This is a genomic window from Pedobacter sp. KH_004 (assembly GCF_057840755.1).
In genome coordinates this window covers 205,654-228,914 of the sequence record NZ_CM174519.1, presented here as the reverse complement: position 1 = coordinate 228,914, position 23,261 = coordinate 205,654, and the positions used below count along the sequence as shown (strand labels likewise).

General features: G+C 39.3%; 18 protein-coding genes. 8 read left to right on the top strand and 10 right to left on the bottom strand.

Annotated features, from left to right (window positions below; genetic code table 11):
• Window positions 1-63: 63 nt before the first annotated feature.
• The 3 genes from AC3ITD_RS00990 to AC3ITD_RS00980 are packed head-to-tail and all read left to right on the top strand — an operon-like array spanning window position 64 to window position 2,530.
• Complete coding sequence (locus AC3ITD_RS00990) at window positions 64-984, top strand: diacylglycerol/lipid kinase family protein (protein ID WP_489363284.1); 921 nt, start codon at window positions 64-66, stop codon at window positions 982-984.
• 42 nt (window positions 985-1,026) lie between these two features.
• Window positions 1,027-1,209, top strand: coding sequence for a hypothetical protein (locus tag AC3ITD_RS00985; RefSeq protein WP_489363282.1), 183 nt, complete (start codon window positions 1,027-1,029; stop codon window positions 1,207-1,209).
• Between the two features lie 31 nt (window positions 1,210-1,240).
• A complete protein-coding gene (locus tag AC3ITD_RS00980) occupies window positions 1,241-2,530 on the top strand; it encodes a GntT/GntP/DsdX family permease (protein WP_489363280.1) in 1,290 nt (429 codons plus the stop codon).
• Here the strand turns inward: AC3ITD_RS00980 and AC3ITD_RS00975 are convergent.
• From AC3ITD_RS00975 to AC3ITD_RS00960, 4 genes are all read right to left on the bottom strand, one after another.
• Window positions 2,527-3,369, bottom strand: coding sequence for an alpha/beta hydrolase (locus AC3ITD_RS00975; protein WP_489363278.1), 843 nt, complete (start codon window positions 3,367-3,369; stop codon window positions 2,527-2,529). The genes AC3ITD_RS00980 and AC3ITD_RS00975 overlap by 4 nt on opposite strands.
• 77 nt (window positions 3,370-3,446) lie before the next feature.
• Window positions 3,447-5,288 carry a M56 family metallopeptidase gene (locus AC3ITD_RS00970; RefSeq protein WP_489363277.1) on the bottom strand — a complete coding sequence of 614 codons (1,842 nt, stop codon included), beginning with the start codon at window positions 5,286-5,288 and terminating at the stop codon, window positions 3,447-3,449.
• 28 nt (window positions 5,289-5,316) lie between these two features.
• The gene (locus AC3ITD_RS00965; RefSeq protein ID WP_489363275.1) at window positions 5,317-5,706 is read right to left on the bottom strand and encodes a BlaI/MecI/CopY family transcriptional regulator; all 390 of its coding nucleotides are present in this window, start codon (window positions 5,704-5,706) and stop codon (window positions 5,317-5,319) included.
• Between the two features lie 452 nt (window positions 5,707-6,158).
• Complete coding sequence (locus AC3ITD_RS00960; protein ID WP_489363274.1) at window positions 6,159-7,001, bottom strand: NAD(P)-dependent oxidoreductase; 843 nt, start codon at window positions 6,999-7,001, stop codon at window positions 6,159-6,161.
• Between the two features lie 160 nt (window positions 7,002-7,161).
• Between AC3ITD_RS00960 and AC3ITD_RS00955 the strand changes: the two genes are divergently transcribed.
• Window positions 7,162-8,259: a DNA alkylation repair protein gene (locus AC3ITD_RS00955; protein ID WP_489363272.1), complete on the top strand. Its 1,098-nt coding sequence runs from the start codon at window positions 7,162-7,164 to the stop codon at window positions 8,257-8,259.
• On the opposite strand, the gene AC3ITD_RS00950 is transcribed toward AC3ITD_RS00955, so the two are convergent.
• Window positions 8,248-8,712 (bottom strand): NUDIX hydrolase, encoded by a 465-nt coding sequence (locus tag AC3ITD_RS00950; protein ID WP_489363270.1) that lies wholly within the window; start codon window positions 8,710-8,712, stop codon window positions 8,248-8,250. The two genes, AC3ITD_RS00955 and AC3ITD_RS00950, sit on opposite strands and share 12 nt — an antisense overlap.
• Window positions 8,713-9,525: 813 nt before the next feature.
• On the opposite strand from AC3ITD_RS00950, the gene AC3ITD_RS00945 reads away from it, so the two are divergent.
• Window positions 9,526-10,104 carry a hypothetical protein gene (locus tag AC3ITD_RS00945; RefSeq protein WP_489363268.1) on the top strand — a complete coding sequence of 193 codons (579 nt, stop codon included), beginning with the start codon at window positions 9,526-9,528 and terminating at the stop codon, window positions 10,102-10,104.
• The gene (locus tag AC3ITD_RS00940; RefSeq protein ID WP_489366613.1) at window positions 10,068-10,319 is read left to right on the top strand and encodes a response regulator; all 252 of its coding nucleotides are present in this window, start codon (window positions 10,068-10,070) and stop codon (window positions 10,317-10,319) included. The genes AC3ITD_RS00945 and AC3ITD_RS00940 overlap by 37 nt, the downstream gene beginning before the upstream one ends.
• Window positions 10,320-10,350: 31 nt before the next feature.
• Here the strand turns inward: AC3ITD_RS00940 and AC3ITD_RS00935 are convergent, their stop codons facing one another.
• Window positions 10,351-12,324, bottom strand: coding sequence for a PAS domain-containing sensor histidine kinase (locus AC3ITD_RS00935; RefSeq protein WP_489363266.1), 1,974 nt, complete (start codon window positions 12,322-12,324; stop codon window positions 10,351-10,353).
• Window positions 12,325-12,625: 301 nt separating this feature from the next.
• Here AC3ITD_RS00935 and AC3ITD_RS00930 point away from each other — a divergent pair, with 301 nt between their 5' ends.
• Complete coding sequence (locus AC3ITD_RS00930) at window positions 12,626-15,754, top strand: PAS domain-containing protein (protein ID WP_489363264.1); 3,129 nt, start codon at window positions 12,626-12,628, stop codon at window positions 15,752-15,754.
• A 548-nt stretch (window positions 15,755-16,302) separates the two neighbouring features.
• On the opposite strand, the gene AC3ITD_RS00925 is transcribed toward AC3ITD_RS00930, so the two are convergent.
• Both AC3ITD_RS00925 and AC3ITD_RS00920 read right to left on the bottom strand, forming a co-directional pair.
• Complete coding sequence (locus tag AC3ITD_RS00925) at window positions 16,303-16,494, bottom strand: hypothetical protein (protein WP_265798149.1); 192 nt, start codon at window positions 16,492-16,494, stop codon at window positions 16,303-16,305.
• 83 nt (window positions 16,495-16,577) lie between these two features.
• A complete protein-coding gene (locus tag AC3ITD_RS00920) occupies window positions 16,578-18,659 on the bottom strand; it encodes a glycoside hydrolase domain-containing protein (protein ID WP_489363261.1) in 2,082 nt (693 codons plus the stop codon).
• A gap of 939 nt (window positions 18,660-19,598) precedes the next feature.
• Here AC3ITD_RS00920 and AC3ITD_RS00915 point away from each other — a divergent pair.
• Complete coding sequence (locus tag AC3ITD_RS00915) at window positions 19,599-20,639, top strand: IS110 family RNA-guided transposase (RefSeq protein WP_489363259.1); 1,041 nt, start codon at window positions 19,599-19,601, stop codon at window positions 20,637-20,639.
• Window positions 20,640-20,927: 288 nt separating this feature from the next.
• On the opposite strand, the gene AC3ITD_RS00910 is transcribed toward AC3ITD_RS00915, so the two are convergent.
• Both AC3ITD_RS00910 and AC3ITD_RS00905 read right to left on the bottom strand, forming a co-directional pair.
• Entirely contained in the window at window positions 20,928-21,449 is a 522-nt protein-coding gene (locus AC3ITD_RS00910) for a DUF2911 domain-containing protein (protein WP_265798147.1), read from the bottom strand.
• A gap of 35 nt (window positions 21,450-21,484) precedes the next feature.
• On the bottom strand, window positions 21,485-23,176 hold the full coding sequence (locus tag AC3ITD_RS00905) for a sodium:solute symporter family protein (protein WP_489363256.1): 1,692 nt from the start codon (window positions 23,174-23,176) through the stop codon (window positions 21,485-21,487).
• Window positions 23,177-23,261: the final 85 nt, after the last annotated feature.

The window sequence follows — 23,261 nt, the reverse complement described above, 5'->3', positions numbered from 1 at the left end:
CAATAGTTAAAATTATGTGCTATACTTTAAAACCTAATTGACAGCGATATTGTTCCAATCATTATGAAAAAGGCAGATAAATTGGTTCGTTTGGTTCATAATCCAACCGCTGGAGATGGGAAACATTCTAAAACAGAGATTGTAAAGATCATGAAATCGTATGGCTATGAGTGCTCTTATGTGGCCTCTAACAGTAAATCCTTAAAAGATATAGTACCAGAAACCGAGTTTATTGCGATAGCCGGCGGCGATGGTACGATTCGCAAAACGATTATGAATCTGTTAAGTAAAAAGTTAAAATCTAAAAGGCCCATTGCCTTGCTTCCTTTCGGTACAGCCAACAATATTGCTACATCATTGGGAATCACTGAAGATGTAAGAAAAAATATTTCTACCTGGGATTCGTATAAACTTCTGAATTTTGATGTTGGCCAGGTATTAGGTTTAGAAAAAGCAGCTTACTTTATAGAAGCTGTTGGCTTCGGACTTTTCCCTAAACTCATTGAAACTTTAGAGAAGACCAATACCGATCATATTAAATCGGCCGAGGATGAATTTGAACTTGCGCTGGATACCTTACTGAAAATATCGCAATCATACCCGGCAATTACTTGCAGGATAGAAATTGATGATCAAGTAATTGAAAAAGATTGTTTGATGGTAGAAGTGATGAATATTTCCAGATTAGGGCCAAACTTAAAACTTAGTGAAAACGCTGATCCTGGTGATGGTTTCTTTGATGTTATTATTGTTTCAGTAGAAAAGCGAAAGGTAATGGAGAAATACATTCAGGACATTATTGATGGCAAAAAAACTACCTTCCCAATCAAGCCCATTCAAACCAAAAAACTAAACATTACTTGGAAAGGATCAGACATTCATATTGATGATGAAACTAAAAATGAGGGCAAGGAAATCAACTTAAAAATTTCATTATTGCACAGTCTTTTAGAAGTAATTGTGAATAAAGAGGAGTTAAAGTAAATTTTCTATCCGTATTTATTGTTTAAATAATACATTTACTACATGATCAGATTAAACAGTGAAACGCCTGATGATGTTCTCCGGGATGTTAAAATTGGCGATATTGTAACCGATACCTTTAGTAAAACCGGCCTGGTGGAAAGCATCGGGATAGACGACGACGGTTTATATAAAATTTACGAATTTTATCTCGTCACGGGAAGAACAATCGTTGTAAAAAAGTAAGTTTCCAAGATATTCCCTTAAACCAACAACCATGTCAATACTCATTCTGCTACTCGGAATTCTGGTTCTCTTTGTATTGATCTTGAAAAAGATTAACCCGATGATTGCCTTATTGGCAGTTGCTATTTTGACTGGTTTGTTCCTGGGTATGCCTGCTGCAAAAGTAATGAGTTCGATTACCAGCGGTGTCGGCAGTACGCTGGGCAGCATGGTAATGGTACTTGCCCTTGGTGCTATGATGGGAAAATTAATTGAGGATAGCGGTTCCGCACAAAGGATTGTGTTTATTCTGATTAAGGCTTTTGGCAAAAACAATATTCAATGGGCGGTATTAGTTACCGGACTCATGGTCGGCATCCCATTGTTTTACAATGCCGGTTTTGTAGTACTTATCCCTTTGGTTTTCGCTATATCCGCTGCTACAGGTCTTTCCAAGTTATACATCGGCTTACCAATGGCTACCGCTCTTTCGGTAACACATGGCTTTCTACCACCACATCCTGGTCCGGTTGCATTAGCAGGAATTTTCCATGCCGATATAGGCAAAACCCTTATTTACGGCTTAATTTTAACCTTGCCAATTGCCGCAGTTGCGGGTGTTCTCTTTCCGCGATTAATCATCAAAAAAGATCAGCCAATCCTATCCACTTTAGTCATCGAAGAAGGGAAAAATTTACCTTCGGCTGCCAGAAGTTTTATTACTGCACTGCTCCCGGTTTTTTTAATCGTTGCCGGAACCGTTGGAAGCAGTATAAACTTTCCTTACGTTGGGAAAACCTTCTTTGTTTTCCTTGCAGATCCAACGGCGGCTTTATTAATTTCTGTATTGATTACCTTATTTCTCCAACAGAACAGTATTGAGAAAGCAATGGAATCTTGCGCCGAGGGTGTTAAAAGCATCGCGATGATCATTTTAATTATTGCTGCTGGTGGTGCCTTTAAACAAATCTTAATTGATAGTGGCATGGGCGAAACCGTTAAAAATCTAACTGCGAACCTGAGTCTTTCGCCATTAATTTTAGCCTGGCTAATTACCGCAGCACTTCGGGTTACACTGGGTTCGGCAACTGTAGCCGCACTTACCGCTTCCGGAATGGTTTTGCCGTTAATTGGCCCAAATGCGCCTCCAGAGTTAATGGTACTTTCAGTTGGCGCAGGGAGTTTAATGTTCTCTCACGTAAACGATACGGGTTTTTGGATGTTTAAGGAATATTTTAACCTCACCTTGAAAGAAACTTTCAGCACCTGGACCATGATGGAAAGTATCGTATCTATTTTAGGCCTGATTGGGGTTTTAGCTTTAAACCAGTTAAACTTTTAGTTATTTTCTTTATTAAAAAACTTACTGAAATACATCATTTGGTAAGCAACTGCATTCTCCCAATACTCAAAATTGTGAGCTCCGGGCCTTACTGTAAAATCGTGAGGAATGTTGCGGGCCGTTAGTTTATCATGCAGCGCCACATTAACATCATAGAAAAAATCGTTCCGGCCCACATCAAATATAATCGCTAGTTTATTTGGACTTAAAAGATGTGTTAAGTTAATTACGGTATTGGCTTCCCAGCGATCGGGAAACTGGTTGTAAGGGCCGAGCCTTTTTGCAATATTCCAGTTTTCAGGAAAAGCTCTAATGTCGACTCCTCCGCTCATACTTCCACAGGCAGCATAAACATCCTGGTGCCTAAAAGCAAGGTATAAACCGCCATGACCGCCCATACTTAAACCTGTTATTGCCCGCCCATTTCTATCTGCAATAGAACGATATTTCCGATCAACAAATTCGACCAATTCTTTTGAAACATAAGTTTCGTATTGATAGGAAGGGTCGACCGGACTATCGAAATACCAGCTGGTTACTCCTCCATCCGGACAAACAACCATCATTCCAAAGTTGTCTGCAAGTTTTTTAACAGCTTCTTTGTCTTTGGTGTTCAATAGCCAATCAGAATACTTACCCCCAGCACCGTGTAATAAATATAAAACCGGAAATCGTTTTGATGAAGCTTCATAATTCTGAGGTTTCACAACGATCGCCTTGATGTCCTTATTCATCACGTTACTGTGGGTAAGCACCGTATCAACAGTTGCTGCAAAACTTAACTGCGATGATAGTAAAACTATAATTGTTGCAAGGCAAGTGAATATTCCTTTTCTCATATCTGAAAGATGATTTTCGACTGAAAGTAGAACATTTTCATCATAAAGCAAAATCACTTATGCGGCAGCTAACAGATTTATTTTTTCGTAGTCTTTGTTACGTTTACCACATAACTTAACGAATGGCTATCACTTTCCAAAAATTTTGATTTGTATTGAGTGTGAAGACTTTTACTTTGTTTTACGCCGTTCACAATCAGGTTATTTTTATCCAGCGAAAATGAAAGTTTTGTGGTATTGGAAATTAATCCATCGTTCAATAACTGAGTGGTGATTCTATTGGAATTGTCTTTTCCATTCTCAACATGCACACTCACAGTATTCCCTTCATTAACTGTTAAGCTGCCACTCACTTTTGTTGGAGTTGGCGGTGTAGGGGGGGCTGGAGGAGCAGCATTTAATCGAGGCAAAGGCGGTGCTGGTGGCGCTGATGGAACAGGTGCATTATTTATTCTCGGTGTTTTAGGCGGCTTCGGAGCTCTCTGCACACTACCCATCTTTGCTGGTTTTTGAAAGTTTCTAGAATCTTTTGCTACTTGTCTGGCATCAATGATGGCTTGTTTAGAATCTTCGTCAGCAACCCTGGCATCGATTACCGCTTGAGCTGCATCTTTCTTTGCTACCTCAGCATCAATTACCGCCTGTTTGGCATCGCGATTTGCTTGTCTAGCAATCTCTTCATAATCAGCCTGATCCTGTTTACCAGATGATTTTTTTGCCGGCTTATTTTTTTCTGTTGCCTTCTTTTCTGCAGCTTTTATTTTCTGCTCAATTTCCTTTTCCAACCGCTCGGCAGACTTATTTTTCTTCGCAGTATCCTGCACCGCTAGAATTGAGTTATAAATAGTTGTGCTACTTATTGATGCTGCTTTGCCTACATTTTTAAAGGCTGCAGTAAAAATCACAGTGGAAACCAATGCGATGGTTAATATTGTCTTTTCCATTTTGTTTAAAGTTGAATTGGTGTTAAATAACATCCTGCTTGCCCTATGCAGCAGGCTACCGTTTTTACCATTTATGCCCATTGCATAAGCAGGTGCACGCTGCTTAAACTCCTGACAAAAAATTAAGGCCTTAACATAGTTTTTCCTGTCGTTTACACATGCAATGGCCAAATCATCGCAACAATGTTCGCGTTCGGTTTTAATCAGTTGCGATACCCACAATACCGCTGGATTGAAGAAGAATACAATTTCGATAGCACTCTGTAACAAGTTCACCAGATAATCCCTACGCTTTACGTGTGCCAGTTCATGTGCCAAAATGGCCTCAACCTCCACAGTGCTCAACCCATTTAATAACCCTAAGGGAATTAAAATGAGTGGTTTCAAATGACCGACTACCAAGGGCACTTTCACAATTCCCGATTGCAACATTTTTACCTCTTGATTTAAACCAAGTTTACGGGATAGCAAGTTCAAATGTTCTTCCCAGGTTTTGCCAGCCGCATAAGTTTGGTTGTTTCTTAAGCGATAAATGCTGCTTAAACCCACAACTAACTGCACGCTTTTACCACAAATAATTAAGAACCAAAGCAATACAATTTGATAAGCATACGAATTCCAGATGCTCAAAACCTTATTTAGGTTGGCAAATAAATCAAACTGAATAGCAGCTATAAACTGGCTTTGGCTCGACTGGACTAAATGAATGGCCAATCCAGTGGTTTGTTTAGCATTCGGATTAGCCGGTTGATGGCTTAGTTCCAGAGAAAAAGTAACGCAAATGGCGAGAACAAATAGTAATAAGCAGCCAATAAGCAAATTGTAACGAAGCTTTGCACTTGCCTTTCGGGCGACAAACATAATTCCCCCTGCAATTATGGCCAGCATTACGCCCATCCATAAAGAGTGGAATAACATGGTGCCCAATGCGTTTAACCAATTTTCGGGCAAAAAATCAAAATGTTTAAAATTCATAATTGTGGTTCTTTAGAATTTTTAATATTTATTCCATACCCTCCAATAGCCGCTTAATCTCTTCAATTTCTTCTTTTGAAGTTTTTTCATTGCCTAAAAGCTGCATCATTAATTGCGATGCAGAGCCTTTGTACAAAGTGTTTACAAAACGATCGAGCAGTTGAACTTTAGTTTTTTCTTCGGCCTCCACAGGAATATAAATGTGCTTCATTTGGCTTTCATCACGTTTTAAAATTCCCTTTTCGGTTAAAATTTGCATCTGTTTCAACGTTGACGTATAGTTTACCTCCCTATTCTCGTTCAGTTTTTCGTTTACAACGCGAACGGTAGAGGGACCGAACTCCCAAAGCACCTGCAGAATTTCTAGTTCAGCTTTGGTTGGTTCTGGCAAATTATGATCAGCTTGATTATTCTTCATGAATCAAAGGTACGATATTTTTCGTACGATTCAAATATTACCTTATTTTTTAATTCTTTTGTTAAACGAGGGTTAATTAATTCATAAAAATCAATATTAATGACGTTAAGAACGGTTATTATTGAGAGGTACTAAGCGATCTCATTAATAAAACAATACCACAAATGAGATTGCTTCAATCGATGGAAAAATCTATTTCTCAAAAACAAAAAGTTAAAAACGTCAATGGTAGGCCAACGAACTTTCATATTTGGTGTAAATGTAAAAGCACATTAAACGCCGCTACTAGTCTTAATACTCTTGCCGTCATTCCCGCGAAGGCAGGAATCCTAAAGCGATAACAAGTGTAAAATCCCCATTCAGGCGCAATATTGTTCTTCAGATTAAGCGAACAATGTATCATGAAATGCATGATTAAGGAATAACTTGCTGATGATTCTGAAGCGGAATTTCTATTTTAAAGCTTTGATTACGGCAATTAAATCCTCCTGTCCATATTCAGCCTCTGCGCTCTCAAAAGTTTTTAAGGCAGCTTGCGCCAACGGCGAAGAGATACCTTCGGCTTTTGCCAATCTTAAATCCTTAACAATGTGTTTCAAAGCAAATGCTGGTTTATAATTTTCAGCAAGAATGGCATCGCCCTTTATTTTAGTAAAAATATTACCGATGGCGGCGTTGTTAATGAGATGTAAAAGATCATCGGTTTTAATTCCATTTTGATTGGCAAATAAAACGGTTTCGGCTAAACCTTGTGTATATAACGCAAGCAAAGAATTAATTGCCAGTTTAGCCTGATTTCCCGCTCCTACTTCTCCAACACGCAAGGTCAATTTACCTAATTTTTCAAATACAGGCTTGGCCTTTTCGAAAACCTCTTCTTCGCCGCCCGCCATAATAACCAGCTGCCCGGTTTCTGCCTGCTTAACGCTACCCGAAACTGGAGCATCGAGATAATCACTACCTTTTAATTTGCATTTATAACTCATCTGTTTAGAAATACCAGGAGAAACAGTACTCATATTGATGATGATTTTACCTTTTGCATCTGATGAAAGTAAACCATTTTCACCTTCAAAAATTTGTTCAATCGCCTGATCATCAGAAACCATTACGATTAAAACATCTGCTTTTTCTAAAAGTGCTTGTGGCGTATCAGCAATAGTTGCACCCATTTTTTGCAATTCACTTTCTTTTCCCTTACTCCGATTATAAACTGCAACCTGATAAGCTGCATCAATGAGTTGTGTTGCCATCGGAATTCCCATATTACCCAAACCTATCCATCCTATCTTCATATTATTTTATTTTTAAGTGATTATCAAATTTGCCAAATAAATGGCTCAATAATTAATTTTATAAAAATGATTTGATTTATGGATGAAATAGAAGCCGATTGTTTAAAACATTTCAATAATCCGTATTACCCAAAGCTTAAATTTGCTTAACCAAAATGATATGTTACTCAAAGATTTATACTCTCCAGCCTTTTACGATAGATTAGGCAACGCTTTAACCGTTTCCATTCCTAATTTCGACAAAGCTCAATTTATCAAAAACATTTACGTTTCAGATTTTGAATCTAAAGAACTGAAAGAGCGAATGAAACATACTACAAGGGTATTAAAACAGTTCATGCCTGATGATTATCTCGCAACTATTTTGCTATTAAAAAAAACAATTGAGCAATTGCGAATTGCCGGAATTGGGGAAGATGGATTGGCTTTTATGTTTTTGCCCGATTATTTAGAAACCTATGGAATTGATTATTTTGAAGAATCGATGGAGGCACTTGAATTTGTTACTCAATTTGTAAGTTGCGAATTTGCTGTTCGCCCATTTATTTTAAGGTACGAACAACGAATGATAGAAAAGATGCTGAAATGGTCATCACACTCAAGCTTTAAAGTACGTCGATTGGCCAGCGAGGGTAGCCGACCAAGACTCCCTTGGGCAATGGCGATTCCTTTTCTAAAAAAAGATCCAACTTCAATTTTACCAATTTTGAATAACCTAAAACAGGATTCATCAGAGTATGTAAGGAGAAGCGTGGCAAATAGCTTAAATGATATTGCCAAAGATCATCCTGATGTGGTCATAAAGGTTGCGCAAAGCTGGGCAGGGTTAAGCCCAGAAACAGACGCCATTATTAAACACGGTAGCCGAACCCTCTTAAAACAAGGACATGCAGAAATTTTGCAACATTATGGCTTAGACGATAAGGGGATTATTATACAAGATTTTCGACTCATCAGTCCTGAAGTTAAAATTGGCGAAAGCCTCTCTTTCGCTTTTACCATTAAAAATGTGAATAAAATGGAAAAGAAAGTGAGGTTGGAATATGCCATTTACTATAAAAAACAAAATGGACAGAACACAAAAAAAGTATTCAAAATTTCGGAACGCATGTATTCTGCCGGCGCTAAAATAAGCGTTCATCGCAACCAAAAGTTTATGTTAATTACCACTAGAAAATTTCATTTAGGAGAGCATCAAATTGCAATGATCATCAATGGCGCTGAAAAGGAAATACTCCCTTTCGAGTTACTCGCTTAATTTTAATAGGTCTCGCAATTCGTCAAGTAACGGAATCTGCCGATCTTTAATGGCTACGCAGGCCTTTTGATAGTTAAACCAATCGCCACGATCTACTTCAACAAAATCCTGCATTTTGCCAGATTTTGGCGGCCATTTCATCTCGAAGGTATTACTCACTAGCGTGGAGGGATCAAAATCACCTTCTACTGCCCAGCAAAGCACCTTTTTCCCTCCTTTTTGGATAATAGGGTTTAGAGGGATAAAGTTACCGGTTACGCTCTTTCCAGTCTCCTCTTGAAATTCTCTTACAGCAGCTTTTAATGGCTCTTCATCACCATCCAGTTCTCCTTTTGGCACAGACCAAACACCTTCATTCTTTTTGGTATAAAATGGGCCACCTGGGTGAACTAGAAAAAATTCCAATTCGTTATTATTTTTTCTAAAAAGTAGTAATCCAGCGCTAATTCTCATCCTAAACTTGGTTTTAATCACATTCAAAGTAACTATAAATATTGTTCACAATAAGCAACAAAATTGCTGAAATTCTACAATTTCAAACTTGATGAATTGGATGACCCGCAATTTCTTATTGCAATAGGCTATAGAAGCAATTTGATTTCGTACCATAGCACAAATAAAGGATGCCTAGGAATTACTATTGAAAAAGCCAAAGTTAAGTTATGCTTTATCGTACTTGCTTAATGCTACAGATTATCTAAAACGAGGAAAAAGAAGTTAATGAAATTAGAAAACACCTACTCAATAAATTTGGTTGGAGCTATTTCTATATCTAATGCGTTAAAAAAAGAAAAGAATTGCTATTTGCCCACACCCGACAAAAAAGGGGACATTTCATTTGCTCAAAAAAAAGCCATACTAAAGCCTTCCAACTCCAAGTGATTTTCCTATATGGAAGTTACTTATTTAATTCGGTCTGACTTAATGATCTAACAACAATTTGTGGCTTAATTTCGTACCGGATAACCTTGCCGCTAACACAAATCTTTTTTCCACCGAACATTTTTTCGGGCTTAATTTTTAAGAGATACAAATCTTTCTTATAAAATACAAGCGAGAGTTTTTGATCAGGGTAGTCTCACCAACATTCACGAAGGTTAGGTGTGGCAATACCTTAGTGCTATACCCGCTATCCCAAGTGGTAATCTTTTGACCAATATAATGTAAAGCACTATCAATTTCTCCCTGAATACCGAGTAACTATTTGTGGAGAAGTCGATTTAATTTTAATAACCATTTTATTGCGTGATTATTTTGTTAATTTTAATGAAAATTAATCCGAATGCGCTCCCTCTATTACTCGCATATTGTGCTAGCTTTACTTTTTTGTTTTTTAACAGGTGCAAAAAAAATCCGATTCCCGACCCAATCATAAGCGTATCTATCAATGATACCAATAAAGGCTTCCAATTTAATGCATCTATTTCAGATCTTGCAAACAGTGACTTATTAGAAACCGGTTTTGTATGGGGTGACACTGAAAATCCTGTTAAAATATCTGCCTTTAGCTATGTTACGGCTAAACCGCAAACTGCCTTATCCTATACCGTAATAGCTGGCTTTTCTAAGGGAAAGCGTTACTTTCTGAGAGCGTACTATGTAGACCAACAAGATCAAATACATTATAGTGATGTAGTAGCATTTGATGGAAAGAATACTATAGGAGTGGACATTACTATTGCGCAAAAGAACTACACATGGGGAGATGAAAGTGAAATAAAGATATTAGATACAAATTTACCAGATTTAAATGCCTCAAATATTATCCTTGATGGGTCGATCCGCATTAAACCCTCCCGCATCAATCAATTGATAAGCTTAATGAGGAGTTTCGCCCTGATTTAATTATTCTGGATATCGCCCTTGGAGATGGCGACGGAAGAACCATTTGCGATGAGCTTAAAAACAACGATGCAACTGCCCACATCCCTATACTGTTATTAACAGGGTTGAGTTACCAGGATATTTCCGAAATCGAATGTCTGGCAGATGGTATTATTGGAAAGCCATTTGAAAGCAGCCACCTTTTGCTCAATATCAAGGAACTCATTTTAAATTAAAAAGAGCTAAGTCCTATCTTGATACCAAAAACTAGGCTGGAAGCTCAACTATAAATGTCGCTCCTGCTCCTTCCCTACTTTCGAGTTTTATCTCTCCTTTATGAAGCTCGATAATTTCCTTGCAGAGATAAAGGCCGATTCCAAAACCTGCAATTGATCCCATGTTTGGACTTTTTATCCGGTAATAGCGTTCAAAAATTTGTTGCTGGTCTTGCTCATCAATCCCCATCCCATCGTCCTTCACCACAATCGCGACATTTCCGTTCTCAGGTTTAGAGTAGGAAATATTGATTTCGCTACCAATTGGTGAATATTTCACGGCATTGCCGATGAGGTTATGAATAACCTGTGAAATCTTGTCTCTGTCGGCATAAAGGTCAACGCTTTCGTTCTTTTCAAAAACAATTCTGTGGGTATGTACAGTGGAATGAACTTCGTCTTCGAGTTCATAAAACAATGCTTTAAGATCAAAATAAGATTGTGCCAACAGCATTTTGCCAGAATCCAGTCGAGAAATATTGAGAAAGCCATTGATCATGGACGTCATGTTGCGAACCTGGCGGAGTGACTTTTCGAGTATGCCTTCCAGCTTCTGATCTCCGGAAAGCATGGCATTACGCTGCATGAGCTGCTGATAAGCATTAAGAGAGGTAAGCGGCGTTTTCAGTTCATGACTGACCATGGCCATGAAGTCATCTTTCCTTTGCTCATCCTTTTTTTGTTCGGTAATATCACGCAAGGTTCCGTTTAAACTAATCACATTTCCATTATTATCGTAAAACACTTTACCACGGGCCTGTACAAGTCTTCCGTTTGGATCCTCGAGATTATAGATGCGGTATTCAATAAAATAATTCCCGTTTGAGGTAGCGCTCAACGATTCCATGATGGCCTCTTCAACCCTGGCCCTATCTTCATCCAAAATACTGGAAAATGCGACGCTCAGATCGATGGTTTGGGCTTCAGGAAGTCCAAACCACGACTTTAATAAGGCATTGCCAGAAAAAAGATTTGTTTTCGGCTCATAAAAAAATGTGGCAAGATCTCCTGCCTCTACGGCCAGCAAAAGCATCTGTTGATCTTTCTCACTGGCACGGCGATCAAGCACCAGTTGTGTAATTTCTTCCAGAATCACCAATACGCCACTCACTAATCCATCAGAGGAGAATACGGGTTGATAAATTGAATTAACGATAGCTTCACGCAAGCCGTCATGGTCTCTTAATCTGACGGTAAATTCATTGTTTATTCGTCGCTGCCCTGTCGTAAATACCTCGTTAAGCCACCTGTTAACCGGCTGGCCGATAAGTTCTGGTCGGGCCTTTTCATGCGGAAGCCCCTCAACTTCTGGAAGTGAACGTCCCCAGATTTTTAAAATGGCTGGGTTGGCAATCTCTATGATATGTTCCGGCCCCTGCAGCATCGCGATTCCTACTGGTGCCTGTTCAATGATTGTTCTGATATGTTCACGACTCTCTCCAAGCAGCTTCAGCGAGGTGTTCAGGTCTTCGTTGGTGGAACTCAGCTCTTCCATGGTAGCCGCCATCTCCTCCATTAGTGATTGTTCTTTTTCTTCCTTTCTCTGAATCCGCTCCAGATATTCCCGTCTCGAACTCACTTTCCGGGCAGTATTTAGGATACACCAGGTTCTGCCCTCCTTGTTTAAAAGTGCTTTATACTCATAATCATAATAATCAGTCGTAGAAATTCCGTTTTTGATCACATTAACTGGTGCATCGCTTACGGAATAAGTTTGACCAGAGCGCCACACCTGTTGAAGCAGACCGAGGAAAGGTTGACCTTCCAGCTCAGGAAGCGCTTTCATCAGCGGCTTTCCGATTACTGAAGCATTCTTTCCCCAAACCTCCAGCATTCCTTCATTTGCAAAACGGATGATCATATCCTCATCGGTATATATGGCTGTTGCCTCTGGCGAGCATCCAAGTGCCTGGATGATTAGCTCTCCACTAAAATCCTCCCGGGATGATTGTTCTTCGATATTCATGGAATACCAAAGATAGAAAAATTGCCCTATGTAAAGGATATGCAGAGCTAACAGCTTTGTAGTTTTTTTTTGCACAGCCCTGTTTCACAATCAATCTCATAATGGATAAAAAAATGATGTACCTATCTGTCTGAATCGTTCATCTACCGAAATGATTGACAATAAGGCTATTCATTTTTTGATGAACCCAAAACCGATCAGCATATCACCTGAAAAAACTCAAATTTTACCAAACCAAATTCAAGCTATTCCGTTAATAATAGGCTATAGAACCTTTAATCCGACATAAATAGAAACTTAGATGAATCCTTCGCCGACCCGGTTTACCGATACAAAGTTATTAGAGATCCTATCGAAAGTGCCTAATGCTACGGCCATTTATTCAACTGAAGATATTTATATTCATTTTGCTAACGATGCAATGATATCCCTATGGGGAAAAGATCGCTCTGTTATCGGAAAAACAATTGCAGAAGCATTGCCTGAAATTGTTGGGCAACCGTTTATTAGCATCCTGAAAGAAGTTTGGAAAAGCGGCCAGACCTACCAAAGCAAAAATACCCCTGCAGAACTTTTAGTAAATGGACAGCTACAGCTATTCTACTTCGATTTCAGCTATCAGGCAGTTAAAAATCAAGTTGGTGAAACAGAATATATCCTACATACCACAACCGATGTGACGGAAATAAACAGGGTTAGAAATATTGCGGCTGAGAGCGAAGCAAAAGAGAAAGCCCTGGCTCACGAACAAGAATTGAACATTGAGCTGGCTTCGACAAATGAGGCGCTCGCCGCTTCCATGGAAGAGTTAAGTACAACTAATGAAGAACTTCAGCAGAGCAAGGAAAATTTCAGGTTATTGAGTGAGGCACTGGAGCGCAAAGTAACCGAGAGGATTACTACAATTGCCTATCTAAACCAGGAACTTGAGGCTTCAAACGAAGAAATCCGGGCATCAAATGAGGAGTTAGCGGCAACAAATGAAGAGCTTATTCAAAGCAATCAACTGTTATTCGATAGTTCATCAAAACTCGAACAAACCCTGGCCAATTTAGCAGAAAGTGAGTTTCGTACCAGAAGCATTATAGAAAATGCTCCTTTCCCTATCGGTGTTTACACTGGTAAAGAAATGACAATCACTTTTGCCAATGCATCCATTATTGGGGTTTGGGGAAAAGGCAGCAATGTAATTGGAAAACGTTATGCCGATATTTTACCTGAACTAGATAATCAGGCGGTTTTCGGACAGCTGGACCAAGTATTTACGACAGGGAAATTTTTCGAAGCGAGAAACCAACGTTTGGTGTTAATTGTAAATGGGGTAGCTCAGGTTTTTTACTTCAATTATATTTTTACAGCACTACGTAATGAGGCGGGGGAAATTTATGGCGTAATGAATACGGCGGCTGATGTTACCGATGTGGTTTTGGCCAAGCAAGCACTGGAAGCTGCGGCTCAGGAAAAACAAGAACTCAATGAAGAACTGGCGGCTATAAACGAAGAGATGGTGGCCATTAATGAGGAGCTCACCGCATCAAATGAAGAACAGGCACGATTTAATGATCAACTCTCATCCATTTATGAAAAACTTAAAGTTAGTCAGGATGAGTTGGAACTCGCTATTGATGCAGCTGGTTTAGGAACATTTGATTTAAATCCTTCAACCGGTGGTTTTACGGGTAATGCACTTACAAAAACATGGTTTGGCTTACAGCCGGAAGATGAAATCGAATTGAATAAAGCTACTGACGTTATTCACATAACCGACAGACAAAGGGTTATTGACGCCATCCAAACTGCATTAAAATTTGATTCAGGAGGCTACTATGACACTACTTACACCATTCAAACTACCGAGCAAGCACGGGGGCGAATTGTGAGGGCAAAAGGTAAGGTACTTTTTAATGAACAGCAAGAAGCCATCAGGCTGAGCGGTGTTTTACTTGATGTTACAGAGCAAGTAAATTCTACCGAGAAGATGGCCGCCCTACTCGATAATCTTGCCAGAAGTGAACAGAAATTCCGCTCCCTTATCCAGCAGGCTCCGGTAGCTATCAATCTGTTTAAAACCAACGAATTTATAATCGATAGCGCAAATGAGAAGATGCTGGAAATTTGGGGGAAAACAGAATCTGTTGATGGAAAGCGCTTGGTGGAAATATTGCCGGAACGAGCTAACGAACCGCTAATCAGAATTTTAAATGATGTTTTAGTAACCAACAAACCGTATTTCGGCGTGGAGAATAAGATGTATATTCTAAAAAATGGGGTGCCTGAAGAAAGGTATTTCAATAGTATTTATCAGCCCATTAAAGGAGACGAGGATAAAATTGACGGGATTTTACAAATTGTAACCGAAGTAACTGAGCAGGTTAATGCTAAGAAGGAAGTGATTGAGGTTAACAACCGTTTAAATATTGCCATCGAGGCTGGTGCACTGGGTTCTACTGAGATAGATTTAGCAACAGGTGATATGGTTTGTAATGATCGGTTTAAGATATGTTATGGCTGGCCTTTAGACCAGAAATTTACTTATTCTGATTTACTTCAAGCCATGCTTCCAGCTTATCGGGACCGCATTCCTCAGCTCATTAATGAGGCAGTTAAACATCAACAGGTTTATCAGGCCGAATATGAAGTAGGTTGGCCGGATGGATCTGTACATTGGGTTAGTGCACACGGAAAGGGAAGATACGATAACGACGGTAAAGCCACCAAATTGGTTGGTATTGTATCTGATATCACAGAAGTGAAGGCTGATGAGCAACGAAAAAACGATTTCATCGGCATGGTTAGTCACGAATTAAAAACGCCGCTTACTTCACTTACGGCATACATTCAATTGTTGCAAAGTAAGGCTGATCAAAGTGGCGATGCCTTTGCGCTTAATGTATTGGAAAAAGCGAACAATCAGTCGAAAAAAATGGTCAATATGATCAATAGCTTTTTAAATGTTTCTAGACTGGAATCAGGAAAAATCCATATTGAAGCAGAATATTTTGATCTTTCCATTTTACTGCAAGAAATTGAAGAAGAATTTAATGTGGTGATCAACAGCCATCAGTTTACTTTTACAACCGAACAGATATGGATTACGGCAGATCGCGAAAAAATCGGGCAAGTCATCAATAATTTCATCTCCAATGCTTTAAAATACTCGCCAACGGCAAGCAATATTACTGTATCGTGTGAGGTTAAAAATGGCTCAGCTGTGGTTGCTGTGAGCGATGAAGGGATTGGAATTTTGCCTGAAGATCAGGGCAATCTTTTTGAAAGATATTACCGGGTTACCAACCAGCCACAAACGGTATCTGGTTTTGGAATCGGACTTTACCTTTGTGCCGAAATTATTAAACGGCATCATGGTAAAATTTGGCTGGAGAGTGAAGTAGGCAAAGGATCTATATTCTATTTTAGTTTACCATTATAGTACGATTCTGTTAAGATTTTAAACTAGGAAGCGGTCGATTATCTCAACAGCATTAAGCGCACCCATTCCCTAAATTATTTTATTTCGTATTGTAATTGGCATGAAAACCTATTGAAGCATCGATCACATTTATATCGTTTCACAAGGATAAATTTTAAAATATTTTAAACAGATAGGTTCAAGGGGTGCGGTAGGTTTCATGATTCCTACGCCTTGGTTAGGTTGGACAGTTGCAACCTTAATCGCACGCATATTTTCAATCATAATAGGGATAGTCTCTTAGGAGATAATAGAACTAACAAATATCGACTAGTATTCTGGAGATGGTATGAATTTTATCTACCAAATGGGATGAATTTCTCAATTGTTTTGACGCTCTTAACAATTTTAATTACCTCTACCACACAGATTTGTATTAATGATTGAAATACCATCATTGATGGAGACAGAAAGTAACTTTATATATTTAACTCTAGGTACTATTTTAAATATCTTCCAAAACAAATGCCCTTATCTTGTGAATAAGGGCATTTAAATTTTTGCATTTGTTATAACAACCCATAAAGGCCGTTTGCGTATGTCCTAAGTGAAGCTGATACCGTACTCATTTTTTCAGGAGATGGCCCCTTCACTTTGTATGCCTCTGGATGAAGTTCTAATGGTTGATCGCTTGTATTTTCTGTTAGGGCTTTGTTGCCTAAAGTAGCATTTTGTTCTTCGCTTAATTTTAAAGGTGCCATGTCGTATCTAGTTATACTATTAAAACAGGCCTGAGAATGATTTGTTTTTCGAATTCATTTAAAATTGAAAATTTTCGATCATTTTATTCCATGCTTGAAATCCAGTTTTCAGTGCTCGAAACTTTAACAGGATCAGCAGAAGAAACAATCCTTAATACGCCACCTTGTTTAATATCTTCCTGCGTAATATAATTTCTATTAAAGGGCTTGCCATTAAGAAACACCTGTCTAATATATTTATTGTTCGGGCTGAAATTCGCTACCTCTACCCTAAATGTTTTTGCCTTCGGCAAGTGGAAGGTAACTGATGGAAATAGCGGTACGTTGAGATAGTAAACCGGCCAGCCTACGCAAGCAGGAGAGAATCCGCTTGCTGTAAAAATATACCATGCGCTCATCGCCCCTGCATCATCATCCATAGTCCGTAAATAAGCTTCAGGTTGATTCTTATAGATTTTACCAATATAACTTCCAATCCCCCTACTATTATCATTGAAATAATTTTGAATGACGGTATCGGCGGCAAGTCGGTGCATCCAATATTGCGATTTATATCCTTGCCTGGTTACGTTATACATCAGCGGTACCTGTAAATCGGGCTCATTAGCGTGGTTATACAAATCTCTAGCAAAAAATTCATCCAGCTTGGCAATGTAGGCTTCCTCTCCCCCATCAAGTGACATCAACCCTTTAAAATCGTAAGGAACAAACCATCTGTATTGCCAAATGGTACCTTGATACAAACCTCTTGCCTGCATTTGGTCAACATCCCGTTTACTCATATCTTTAAAATCCTTGTTCCAATAGGTTCTATATTCGAGTGCTTTATTTTTATAAATCGCTGCCTTTTGGGGCTGCTTTAAAATCGTAAAAATTTCTGCCAAAGCCCAATTGTCATAGCTCGATTCCAGTGCCTTATCAGGCGATTTGTAATCTAATCCCTTAACCTCTTTCTCCAGCGAATCAGCAATACCGGCGAAATCCACAAGATAGCCTTTGCGATAGGCATCAAGTAAAACCACAATTGCATGTTCACTGCGAACAGTATTTGATGGTTCGGTTTGACCTGCGTAATCTTTCTTTCCTGAGTCGTACAGATCAGCGATTGAAGTAACCATTCCGGCATAGCGATCCGGAGTAATGATGGAAAGCAGCGGCAATTGTGTGCGGTAATTATCCCAAATAGCCCAGCCGTTGTATCTTATCTCTTTGTCTTTTCGAAGTTCAGCCTTGGTATTTCGGTATCGTCCATCCTGATCAGAAATAACATAGGGAGATTGCATAGTACGGTAAAGAAGCGAATAAAAAAGCTTCGCATTTTCCAGATCGCCACTCACCTCAATTTTAGCCAGATTTTTGTTCCATTCCGCAGTACTTTTATTTTTAATGGCTTCCAGAGTTTGATCTAAAATGGCCGATTTTGCCGATTCGACACTAACAGAAGAAAGTGCCACATTAATTTCTGCTGAAGTAGCTGCAACATCTAGTCTGGCAACTAATTTATGTTCTGATAGTTTTTCCCAGTTCACCTTGCTCGTAATTTCCAGATAATAGTAAATCCGGTATTTACCTACGCCACATGTCGTTTTTGATTCTATCCAGCCCGAAACAGCATTCCCATCTACAACATGTTCTTCCGTTACAAAAGCACCATTAAAAGCATAGCCCAAATCGAGATAAATTCCTTTTTCTCCTTTCGGATAATGATAAACATGCTTGCCTGCATTACCTGCAACAGCGAAGCTGGCATCGATTTTATTTTCAAAACCTACCCGATAATATCCCGGACTAGCGTTTTCAGTTGATTTGATAAGCGTAGATTGCATCGGCTCTTTTCCTAAAAATGGCTTGATAAAAATATTTCCACCCGAGCCCTGGCAGCCTACTCCTTCAAAACGATTGTGTGTAAATCCTTCAAACTTTTTAGCCAGGTACTCGTAACCGGTATGGGTTTTCGGATAGGTTTGAGGGCCAATGCTCAACATGCTAAACGGATAAGATGCCGCTGGCGACATTTGCCCATGATCTCCTGAAGAGCCCAAAAAAACGTTCACTAAATCAACCGGCCGTTGCGTTTTGATGGAAAAAGGAACGGCTTTCTTTTGTGCCAGAACATTCAAATGGAAAAGAAAAACAGTAGCGATAATATTAAGTGCAAGTTTCATATGGGGGATGTAAAATCGGCCTAAAATAGCATTTTAGCATGAAGTACAGGTTATGTTATACTTTCTTTACAAAGGCTATTTCTTGAATCGAGCGGGAAGATAGGGATTAGTTCCCTATCTGTCCTCTCACACCTGTACGTACCGTTCGGTATACATCGGTTTGTTGAAACAGTATCTCTTGACAAGCGATGATATTCACCTATTGCCAGGCATTGTGCCCATTGGTTGCACGGCTCGGCTCAGCTCCTCTTATATTTTACTCTCGGATTCCGTCCTACCCTCATATAAGCAGTTCGCTAATGTGGTTCTGCTGTGAACGCTCTACCATAAACTTCCTGTTTCCTTTGCCATTTCAACATTTGGTCCTTCCTGCACCCTAAAACGCAGTACTATTACCGCTGCTAACTTCTGAGTGAGTCATTGAACGTTCCCGCTAAATGTTTCCTCTCCTGTAATCGCGCTTACACTCAACAGAACTCATTCAGATCTCCCTGGGTAAGACAATCTACTTCCTATGGATGTGGCCTCTGTATTTACGTAATAGTCCCCGTGGAGTATTGGGCTTCTGTTTGTTGGGCAACATCACCCGGACTAAATCCGCCTCGTATACAGTTTCTGTTCGTAAGCCCCCATATTTGCCGCGGACTTCCTTCAGATTCGCAGTCACCCACGACACCCTTGTCTCTAGCTAACACTCATATCTTTGAACAATAATATATTTGAAGAACAAAACAGAACCAAAGCAGCAACTCGAGCTAACACCAGACACGAATATATTTCGATGTTGATAGGAAGATAGGTCTGCTTTGATTTCTTTCCGATTTAGCCGGAATAGTACTTAGGGATATCCGCTGAAGTTGGATAATCCTGTATAAAATCATGAGAGATGGCTATACGGAGAATTCTGTTTTTGGATTCAATAACGATTAAAGGAAAATTATGTTAAAGTATTCATTAGGTATGGACATATCAGCAAAGGATATCCACTGCTGTATTTCAATTATAGATGCCATTCAAAAAGTAACAGTTAAGTGTATCCGTAAAGTAAGTAATAGCCAAAAGGGATTCCAGGACTTAGAGGGTTGGATAGAACGCCAATGGAAACATAGAGATATTCCGTTGGTTGTATGCATGGAGGCCACCGGAGTATATTACGAGAACTGTGCCCTATACCTTTACAAGGCTGGTTATACCATATCCATTATCCTTCCTAACAAGGCCAAAAAATATCTACAGGCTTCAGGGGCAAAGTCTAAGAATGACAGGATTGATTCAAAAGGTCTTGCTCAGATGGGGGCTGAGAAATCACTTGAAGTTTGGCAGCCATTGGGTGAATATTTCTATCAGTTGAGGGAACTTACCAGGCATGACCAAAGCTTACAAGAGCTAAAAACAGTCATCAATAATCGTCTACACGCCAGTGAGCAAGGCATGTACCTGAACGAGGGTGTGATTAATCAGTTAAAATCGCAACTAAGGCTATTGGAAAAGCAGATGGATGATTGTCAGAAAATGCTGGCACAACACATACTGACTGAACCCGATGTTTCAAACAAGGTCGAACAAATCTGCCAAATTAAAGGCGTTGGCGTCAAAACCGTAGCAACCCTTTTAGCTGAGACCAACGGCTTCCTGCTGTTCAGCAATGCGCGACAACTGATCAGTTTCGCCGGATATGATGTGGTAGAGAATCAGTCTGGGAATCATATCGGAAAAACAAGGATGTCAAAAAAGGGCAATGGTCGGATACGCAGAATACTGCATATGCCAGCGTTTTGCGTAGTAAGAAACAACGTTCGGCCCTTTACAGACCTGTACGAACGAACAGTAGCGAAACAAGGTATTAAAATGAAAAGTTACGTCGCGGTACAGAAAAAGCTTCTAACGACAATTTACACATTATGGAAAAATGACCAAGCTTTTAATGAAAATTATAGCCAACAAAAACATGAGCAAACAATGATATTTGAGCCAATCTAATGATCAAAACTAACCATCAAAGCGATAGAAAAATAGATAGTTCCAATCTAGTCAGAAACCCGATCCGAACTACGCAAGGTAGGCATACCAATGAATGATCACCCTATGTCTCCTCTATTGAAAACAAAGTTAAAAAATATTGGGAATAACTTGTATTTATAGATAGTACCTTCCTACTGCTAAGCGTGTTCGGGACTCTAACCCTATAGTCGATTGCCATGCCCGGCGCACACAAAAAAAAGCCATTCCGGTGTTTCCGAAATGGCTTATAAAAAATTGTTTAGCTGCTTACTTGATCGTTACCGGAACAGATATTTTATCCCAATCTAAAGAAAAACCAGTTTTAGTGATTTTATAAATTAAACGCTCTTGAGTAGCTTTTAAAGGTTTGGTTTTCACCTCAACACGTAAAGCATCTTTTGCCTCTTCGTATTTATATGCACCCCATTGCTTTGGTTCTTTATTAAAAATTGCTGTCCAGGTACCGCTTTCTTTTGGAATTAAAAAGAAGCTATATTTTCCAGCAGCAAGTGTTTTACCTTCAACCATAATATCTTTATCAGTGGTAAAAGTGGTCGCCTCATTGGCACCTGCACGCCATACTTTATCGTAAGCTTCTAAACCTCCCCAAATTTTACGTCCTTTAACAGCAGGGCTGCTATAAGCGATAGTGATGGTAGCACCTTTAACTTTTCCTGTTGCAGTAGCCGCAGGACTTGGTTTTGGCTGAGCGGCATCTTGCGCCATTGCACTTACTGAAATCGTTATTGCGGTAAAAAGCAATGCAACAGATTTAATCATCGTTTTCATAGTAATATTATTTATTTGTTTTTGTTGTTTTGAGTTTACGAATCTAATGCTTTGCGACGATAAAATAATAATCCTAAAGTCGAAAAAATTATTACTGCAGCGGCACCGACTACGTTTAACCAAAGGAATGATACCACATCAAATTCATAAACGCCGACAACCACAATTTCAGCCAGGATAGCTGAGATAAAAACAATTGATCCGTTAATTTTCTTGAAATAAAAAGCAACCAGGAAAATACCGAGAATAGGACCATAGAAAAGAGAACCAAGAACGTTTACCGCCTCAATAAGTGAACCCATTTGTGTGGCAAACATGGCTACAGCAATAGAAAATATCCCCCAACCCAAAGTATGTAACCTACTGTACTTTAGCTCCGTGGCATCGTCCATGGCTCGCTTACTGAACATTAGATGCACATCTTTTAATGAACAGGCGGCCAATGAATTTAAGGCCGCTGAAATAGAGCCCCAGCTGGCTAAAAAGATAACGGCAAACAACAACCCAATCATACCCACTGGCAAAGTATTTTTAACGAAATACAGAAAAATATAATTGGTATCCGTTTTCTCGGCATTAAAATTTGCTTTATTAATGGCCACCTCTACCCTACTGTGCAAATCTTTAACATCTTTTTGGGTTTCTTTAAAATTCGCAATCGAAGCATTTAATTCTGGAGAGTTTTTTTCTCGCTGAGCTAAAATAGCCTTCGACTGGGCATTAAACTTTTCTTCAAGCAGCTGATGTTCGCCCTCGAAAACGGCAGCCTGCTGTGGTTGTGTTTCTTTTAAATATTGATACGAGCGTTCATTGAAATAAATCGGCGCTGGTTTTAGTGAGAAGAAAGCAAACAGTAATGCACCGATTAAAAGAATGGCAAACTGCATGGGAATTTTAACTAAACCATTTAACAGCAAACCCATTTTGGCATTGGTATTATCTTTGGCAGTAATGTAGCGGCCCACCTGACTTTGATCGGTACCGAAATAAGAAAGTGCAAGAAAAAATCCACCGATCAAACCGCTCCAGATGTTGTATTTATCTTTCCAGTCGAAATCGGTAGTGATCACATTCAGCTTTCCGGATTTACCAGCAAGATAAAGCGCATCGCCGAAACCAACGCCATTAGGCATGTTTTGAACCAATAAATACCCGGCAAATGCCATCGTACCCAGAATGATCAGGAACTGAAGCTTTTGGGTATGGGCGATTGCTTTTGCACCACCAACGTAGGTGTAAATTAATAGGATTCCACCGGTTAAAACATTGGTTAAATAAATATTCCAGTTTAAAACACTTGATAGAATGATACTCGGCGCATAGATGCTGATTCCGGTTGATAATCCCCTGGAAAACAAAAATAACAGCGAGGTTAAAACCCTCGTTTTTTTATCGAAACGTTGCTCCAGATATTCATATGCGGTATAAACATTTAGTCGCTGAAATATCGGAATGAAGGTAATGCAGATGACGATCATCGCCAATGGCAAACCAAAATAATACTGAACGAAACGCATGCCATCCGTATAGGCTTGCCCGGGTGCAGAAAGAAAGGTAATGGCACTGGCTTGGGTAGCCATAATGCCTATAAGCACAATGTACCAAGGCATTTGGTTGTCGGCTTTTAAGTATGAGGCATTACTTTTTTGCCCCCTGCCGATAAAAACACCGTAAGCAACAACAGCCAGCAGAGTAAAGATGAGTACTAACCAATCGATATTACTCATGCCCAAAATCTAGTAAACAGGTAATAAAATACAATTTGGAAAACCAGCGCTATTGCAAGCAAAACGTACCATGTATTCCAATTCT

Bases quoted from the DNA above. Each gene is read 5' to 3' on its own strand.
- AC3ITD_RS00990 (WP_489363284.1), top strand. From the start codon at position 64: ATGAAAAAGGCAGATAAATTGGTTCGTTTGGTTCATAATCCAACCGCT.
- AC3ITD_RS00985 (WP_489363282.1), top strand. From the start codon at position 1,027: ATGATCAGATTAAACAGTGAAACGCCTGATGATGTTCTCCGGGATGTT.
- AC3ITD_RS00980 (WP_489363280.1), top strand. From the start codon at position 1,241: ATGTCAATACTCATTCTGCTACTCGGAATTCTGGTTCTCTTTGTATTG.
- AC3ITD_RS00975 (WP_489363278.1), bottom strand. From the start codon at position 3,369: ATGAGAAAAGGAATATTCACTTGCCTTGCAACAATTATAGTTTTACTA.
- AC3ITD_RS00970 (WP_489363277.1), bottom strand. From the start codon at position 5,288: ATGAATTTTAAACATTTTGATTTTTTGCCCGAAAATTGGTTAAACGCA.
- AC3ITD_RS00965 (WP_489363275.1), bottom strand. From the start codon at position 5,706: ATGAAGAATAATCAAGCTGATCATAATTTGCCAGAACCAACCAAAGCT.
- AC3ITD_RS00960 (WP_489363274.1), bottom strand. From the start codon at position 7,001: ATGAAGATAGGATGGATAGGTTTGGGTAATATGGGAATTCCGATGGCA.
- AC3ITD_RS00955 (WP_489363272.1), top strand. From the start codon at position 7,162: ATGTTACTCAAAGATTTATACTCTCCAGCCTTTTACGATAGATTAGGC.
- AC3ITD_RS00950 (WP_489363270.1), bottom strand. From the start codon at position 8,712: ATGAGAATTAGCGCTGGATTACTACTTTTTAGAAAAAATAATAACGAA.
- AC3ITD_RS00945 (WP_489363268.1), top strand. From the start codon at position 9,526: ATGAAAATTAATCCGAATGCGCTCCCTCTATTACTCGCATATTGTGCT.
- AC3ITD_RS00935 (WP_489363266.1), bottom strand. From the start codon at position 12,324: ATGAATATCGAAGAACAATCATCCCGGGAGGATTTTAGTGGAGAGCTA.
- AC3ITD_RS00930 (WP_489363264.1), top strand. From the start codon at position 12,626: ATGAATCCTTCGCCGACCCGGTTTACCGATACAAAGTTATTAGAGATC.
- AC3ITD_RS00925 (WP_265798149.1), bottom strand. From the start codon at position 16,494: ATGGCACCTTTAAAATTAAGCGAAGAACAAAATGCTACTTTAGGCAAC.
- AC3ITD_RS00920 (WP_489363261.1), bottom strand. From the start codon at position 18,659: ATGAAACTTGCACTTAATATTATCGCTACTGTTTTTCTTTTCCATTTG.
- AC3ITD_RS00915 (WP_489363259.1), top strand. From the start codon at position 19,599: ATGTTAAAGTATTCATTAGGTATGGACATATCAGCAAAGGATATCCAC.
- AC3ITD_RS00910 (WP_265798147.1), bottom strand. From the start codon at position 21,449: ATGAAAACGATGATTAAATCTGTTGCATTGCTTTTTACCGCAATAACG.
- AC3ITD_RS00905 (WP_489363256.1), bottom strand. From the start codon at position 23,176: ATGAGTAATATCGATTGGTTAGTACTCATCTTTACTCTGCTGGCTGTT.